Origin of the sequence: Micromonospora sp. NPDC005220, from assembly GCF_040607895.1 — a bacterium.
Lineage (GTDB): Bacteria > Actinomycetota > Actinomycetes > Mycobacteriales > Micromonosporaceae > Micromonospora.
The window spans coordinates 1-5,232 of record NZ_JBEXHP010000202.1 but is presented as its reverse complement, the minus strand read 5'-3'; the positions used below and the strand labels follow the sequence as shown (position 1 = coordinate 5,232).

Below are 5,232 nucleotides of genomic sequence, written 5' to 3'. Positions count from 1 at the left end.
GCGCGCCCCCCCGCCGACCACGCCCGCGCCGGCCGCGACCCGCTGCCCCCCCCCCGGCCCGCCACCCGCTGACGGCCACCCGGCCGGTCAGCGGTCGACCAGCAGCAGCCACTCGTCGTCGAGGCGTTCCACAGTCGTGCCCGCCGGCCAGCGGTGACCGGGGTCGGCCACCGCGCGGGCCTGCTCGACCTGCGGCGGCCGGCTGAACTGCGTGTCGCGGAAGCTGGCCATGCTGTGGAACCGGGCCCGGCCGAAGTTCGCGGCGTCGAGAAAGCGGGCCTTGTCGAACAGCGCCTCCGCGCCGAACACGGTCCAGCGGAACAGCGCCATGTTCGTGAAGCGGACGGAATGGAAGCCGGCCGACCGGCCGAACTCGGTGTGCTCCATCGACAGGGCGCCGGCGAAGACGGCCTCCCGGAATGTGGTGGCGTCCTCGAAGCGGGTCGCGTCGAAGCTGGTCGGTTGACCGAAGGTCACCCGGCGAAATGAGGTCAGGCCGGCGAAGCTGGCCCGCCGGCAGGACAGGCCGTCGGTGAACGCGGCGCCGTCGAAGCTGGCCAGACCGCCGACGCGGACGCCGTCCAGGATGACCTCGCCCTCGGCCGCGAGCCCCTCGAAGACCACGTCGCCGAAGGTCGCCGCCCCGAGCAGGAGCCGCCCCCGGGCCGTCGCGCCGGCGAAGGTGGTCGTCCCGGTGAACACCGCCTCGGTGAAGTTCGCGTCGACGAGCGTGCAGCCGGCGGCGTCGAAGTCGACGAGCGCGGCGCCGGCCAGATCGAGCCTCAGCTCCGGCCAGTGGGCCGCGTCGTCCACGCGCAGGTGCCGGGTGAGCACGCGCTGCGCGCTGCGCCGGACCTCCGTCTCGCGCGGCTCGCCGTCGGGCGCCGGCATCCGCAGGTACGCGCAGAGCACAGCGGCGATCGTCGGGCGCTGCCCGGGGTTGTCCTGGCCGAGGCGCTCCAGCGCGTGCAGGCCGCCGAGGCGTACCGCCGCGCTGTCGTTGCCGAGCAGCTCGACCGCCCGGGTGTAGAGCTCGGTCAGTCGACGCTCCGCCGCGTCGTGCTCGACGGCCCCGGACTGCCGGTCCTGGTGGCGCTGCGCGGCATCGGCCACCGCCTCGGCGTGCGCCTGCACCCGGTCCCGGTGCACCTGGTCGCGCGCGGCGACGCTCTCCTGGTGCCGTTGCGCGCGTTCGGCGATCCACTGGCGGCGGGCGGCGAGCAGCAGCGCGAGCCCGCCGCCGGTGCCGGCGACGACGGTCAGGCCGGTGCGGATCGCGTCGATGCGCAGCGTGGCGCGGGTGTCCGGCTGGCTGGCGCGGTCGGCCTCGGTGAGCAGCAGATCCAGCACCAGCCAGCCCAGGGCGACCGCGGCCAACAGGCCGACCAGGATCAGCCACCACGGCATCACCCGCAGCTCGCGCTCGGTGGGTTCGTCGACTGCCACGGCCACAGCATGCCAGCCACCATCGGCGTCCGATATGGAGCGTTGCGGTATGACCGTTTACGCCCCCGTCGGAACAACGGGTTACCAGCGCGTAACAAGTCATTGACGTTTCTAAATTGTTGCGGGGATGATCGTCGCACGGTCGACCGGACACCCCACCCACCTGCCCGGTTCGCCGGGTGCCTCCCCCCGGAGGTGCAGCGATGCTGCTCCGAAAGACCGTCCTCGTCCTGGCCCTCGCCACCGCCGCGCTGCTCGCGTCCACCGCCACGGCGACCGCCGCCCCCGCCGATCCAGCCTCGGCCACCGCCGCCCCCACGACACCCTTCGCCGCCGCCGCCGCGGCCAACCCGGTCATCGTGGTCGGCGGGCTCAGCGGCGTCGCCGTCGCGTACGAGCCGATCGCCGCCCGGCTGCGCGCCGACGGCTACCGCACCTTCATCTACCAGCTGCCCGGGTTGGGCCTCGGTGACATCCCCACCTCGGCCCGCGCGTTCGCCAGCTACGTCGACCAGGTACGCGCCAGCACCGGCGCGGCGACGGTGGACGTCGTCGCCCACTCCGAAGGGGGCCTGGTCAGCCGGTACTACCTCAAGCGGCTCGGCGGCACGGCCACCGTCGGCCGGTACGTCAGCCTGGGTACCCCGCAGTACGGCACGTACGTCGCCAACATCGTGGCGTTCCTGGGGCTGGGCAGCTGCGCCGGCGTCGTGGCCTGCCAGCAGATGACCATCGGCTCGGCGTTCCTCGCCGACCTCAACGACGGCGACGACACCCCTGGCGCGGTGCGCTACACCACCATCCGCACCCTTCAGGACGAGTTGGTCCGGCCGACCGGCAACGCCGCCGTCAACGACGGGGCGACGAACGTGCTGATCCAGGCGTACTGCCCGCTGCGGGTGGTGGGGCACCTCGGTCTGGTGCTCGACGGCACCGCGTACACCATCGTGCGCGGCGCCCTGGTCGACGGCCCGGTGCGACCCAACTGCCTCGCGCTCTGACCCACTGCGGTGCGGCGGTCCCGGAGGGGGCCGCCGCACCAGAGCCGCGACGGTGGTGTCGGGTGCACGACGATCCGGCGAAACGATGTGGCAGACATCAAGTGCCCTCGATAACCTGCTCCGGCCGTCCATTCCCGACAGTGGACGCCATCCTTCGAGAGGGAGCAGCGCTCATGACCGAGCCGCCCACCGTGCCGCCGGAGAACACCCCGCCGACCGTGCCGCAGCTCGACGTCCGGGCCGCCCAACCACCGTCGGTCGACACCCCGCCGCCCACCGGCGGGTTCGCCGACCGCCCACCGGGCTACCCCAGCGCGCTGGTCTGGCTGCGCGCCGGGATCCTGCGGGACTGGCGCGGCGTGCTCGGCGCGTTCGTCGCCACCTGGTTCTATCTTCCGGTCGCGCTGCTCCTGGCGTTCTGGGGCGGTCTCACGTTCGGCGTTGCCGGGATCTTCGCCGCCGGGACCGGCGCCGACGACCAGGTGCCGCAGGTGCTGCGCGACGCCCCACTGATCGGCTCCCTGATCGAGGCGTTCCTGACCCGCTCCGGCGGGGTGCTCGGCGGCGTGGCCGGCTTCGTCATCGGCTTCCTGGTCGGCTTCCTCGCCGTGCTGGCGCTGCCCTGGCTGGGCGTCGCCGACGAGCCCTTCGCGCTGATCACCGGCCTGATCGGCACGGTCATCGCGGCGGCGCTGATCGGGGTCCTCTACACGCTCTACCGGGTGCTGCTCGAACCACGCCTGCTGGTCGTGTCCGGCGCCCGCCAGCCCAGCCGCCGCGAGTACGCGCGGCTGCGCCCGGTGCTCGACGACTGCGCCCGGCGGCTCGGCCTGCCCAGCGTGCCCCGGCTACTGATGGAGGACGACCCGGTCCTGAGCAACGCCCGGACGTACGCCCGGCACGTGGTGGTCACCACCGCCGTGCTGACCGAACCGGACGACGAGGTGGCCGCGCTGCTCAGCCACGAGCTGGTGCACTGGCGCACCGGGGACGAGATCACCAGCGCCTTCGTCCGCGGCGTCGGCCTGCCGCTGACCCTCGCGCACGCCCTGCCGACCTGGCTGATGCGGACGTTCCCGCACCCGGCCACCAACTTCGTGGTCTTCGTGTTCTTCTGGCCGGTGCTGCTCACCATGCGGTACGTGGTGCTGCCGCTGCACGCCCGCGACGTGCGGGCGGCCGAGTACCGGGCCGACCTCGGCGCCGTGCTCACCGGGCACGTCGACGGGCTGCGGCGCATCCTGGAGCGCCGGTTGTCCTTCGAGACCGGCCGCAGCGGCTGGGACGAGGCGGTCTGCGCCACCCACCCGCCCCACGAGCTGCGGCTCGACGCACTGGAGCGGGCGTCGCTGGCCGGCGCACCCGTCGGGGCGGGCGAAACCGTCACCGTCGACCGGCTGTTCAATCACTCCGGCCCGGTCGGCACCCGCCGCGCCTGGCTGCTGGTCGGCGCCCTCACCCTGGCGGCCTGCCTCGGCACCAGCGGGCTCGGCCTGGTGCAGTGGGCGTTCTACCGCCCGCAGGCAGCGATCGACGGCTACTTCTCCGCGCTCGCCGACCGGGACAGCGACGCCGCTCTGGGATACCTCACCGACCAGGGCAGTGACACCGACACCAAGCTGCTCGCCCAACTCCTGCGCGGCAAGGGCTACCAACCACCGACCGACGTCGAGATCAGCTCGCTGGAGCGCGACGGCGACAACGCCACCGCCACGGTGGCGTACCGGCTGGGTGACGTGCGGCAGACCGCCACCCTCACCCTGCGCCGCGAGGACGAGACCACCGCCGGGCTGTTCCACGGCTGGCGGCTGAGCGGTGGGCCGACCCCCCTCAACGCCGCGATCGCCGACCCCGGGGTGCGGCTCAACGGGGTCGAGTTGCCGGTCGCCACCGAAGGCCCGCCGCTGGTGCTGTTGCCCGGCGGCTACACCGCGACCGGCCCGTCCAGTGCGCTCAGCGAGACGCCGAGCGCGACGGTGCTGGTCGGCCCGGGGGCGACCGCCGCCACCCTGCAACTGGTGCCGGTGCTCAAGCCGGCGGCGATCGAAGCCGTCGAGGCCCGGGTACGCGCCTGGTTGGACGAGTGCGCCAAGCAGACGGTCGCCGCCCCGCCCGGCTGCCCGTTCCGCTACTACAGCAGCAGCACCACCCAGAAGATCACCTGGAAGATCCTGGAGTACCCGAAGCTCGCCGTCGAGCTCACCGGCCCGGCCAGCGCCCAGGTCTCCACCCCGTACGAGACCCAGGGCAAGGTCGAGGCCAGCGGCACCACCACCTACTTCGGCACCAGCTCACCGTTCAAGGAGGAGAACGCGTTCACCGTCGCGGGCGTCGCCACCGCCGACGGGGACACCGTCGCCTTCCGACCCGCCGCCAACTGACCGGGAGACAGAGACCGTGACCGACAGCGACGCCGCAGCCCGGCTGCCCGTCCGGCTGACCATCAACCCCCGGCAGCGCCAGCCTCCGTCGGTCGACCTGCTGACCTGGATCCACCGCCGCCCGGAGTACCGGCAGGTGGTCCGCTCGGCCGGCGGCGGTGGGGGCCGGTCGGGTTTCAGCGACGCGGTGATCATCGCGGTGCTGGCCCAGGGGCTGCTTCCGGGATTGTTCAACCTGGTGCAGTCCTGGGTGGACCAGCAGCGCACCGAGGCCAGCATCCGGATCCAGGACGGGGACACCGAGGTGGAGCTACAGGTGAGCGGGCGGACCGACTCCGCTCGCCTGCTGGCCCAGGCGACCGAGGCGCTGCGCGCCGCCCGGGAGGCCGAGGCGCCGCGCGCCG

4 protein-coding genes are annotated in these 5,232 nt (G+C 73.5%); 3 read left to right on the top strand and 1 reads right to left on the bottom strand.

The features are described 5' to 3' along the window. Positions 1-87: 87 nt before the first annotated feature. A complete protein-coding gene (locus ABZU52_RS31830; protein WP_354974620.1) occupies positions 88-1,446 on the bottom strand; it encodes a pentapeptide repeat-containing protein in 1,359 nt (452 codons plus the stop codon). A 203-nt stretch (positions 1,447-1,649) separates the two neighbouring features. Here ABZU52_RS31830 and ABZU52_RS31825 point away from each other — a divergent pair, with 203 nt between their 5' ends. From ABZU52_RS31825 to ABZU52_RS31815, 3 genes are all read left to right on the top strand, one after another. Then, the gene (locus ABZU52_RS31825; protein WP_354974619.1) at positions 1,650-2,447 is read left to right on the top strand and encodes an alpha/beta fold hydrolase; all 798 of its coding nucleotides are present in this window, start codon (positions 1,650-1,652) and stop codon (positions 2,445-2,447) included. A 173-nt stretch (positions 2,448-2,620) separates the two neighbouring features. Then, entirely contained in the window at positions 2,621-4,828 is a 2,208-nt protein-coding gene (locus ABZU52_RS31820; protein ID WP_354974618.1) for a M48 family metalloprotease, read from the top strand. A gap of 16 nt (positions 4,829-4,844) precedes the next feature. After that, positions 4,845-5,232, top strand: a 388-nt coding sequence (locus ABZU52_RS31815; RefSeq protein ID WP_354974617.1) for a hypothetical protein, incomplete at its 3' end; no start/stop codon positions are given.

Excerpts from the sequence above, each read along its gene's own strand:
- ABZU52_RS31820 (WP_354974618.1), top strand. The coding sequence starts at position 2,621 with ATGACCGAGCCGCCCACCGTGCCGCCGGAGAACACCCCGCCGACCGTG.
- ABZU52_RS31825 (WP_354974619.1), top strand. The coding sequence starts at position 1,650 with ATGCTGCTCCGAAAGACCGTCCTCGTCCTGGCCCTCGCCACCGCCGCG.